At 63.1% G+C, this 279-nt stretch carries 1 protein-coding gene; it reads left to right on the top strand.

The features are described from left to right. The coding region (locus tag F7R06_RS30860) for a cadherin-like domain-containing protein (protein ID WP_170288746.1) at window positions 1-279 on the top strand (279 nt) is incomplete at both ends.

The raw sequence follows: 279 nt of genomic DNA, 5'->3' as shown, positions 1-279 counted from the left end.
TGTTGACGGGTACGTCGAGCGTTGACGGTCCCGTCAGCGTGGTCAGCTTCAGCATCGACGGCGTCAATGGCACTTTCACTGCGGGCCAGACCGCCACCATCGCCAACGTCGGCACCCTGGTGATCGGCGCCAACGGCGCTTACACCTTCACGCCGGACGCCAATTACAACGGCGCAGTGCCGACCGTGACCTACACCGTCACCGACGGTTCCGGTGCGGACGTCACTTCGACCCTGAACATCAGCGTCACCCCAGTGGATGACAGCTTCACCGACCTCA

Source organism: Pseudomonas moorei, from assembly GCF_008801475.1.
GTDB classification, from domain to species: Bacteria; Pseudomonadota; Gammaproteobacteria; order Pseudomonadales; family Pseudomonadaceae; genus Aquipseudomonas; species Aquipseudomonas moorei.
This window is presented reverse-complemented; position numbering and strand designations above follow the sequence as displayed.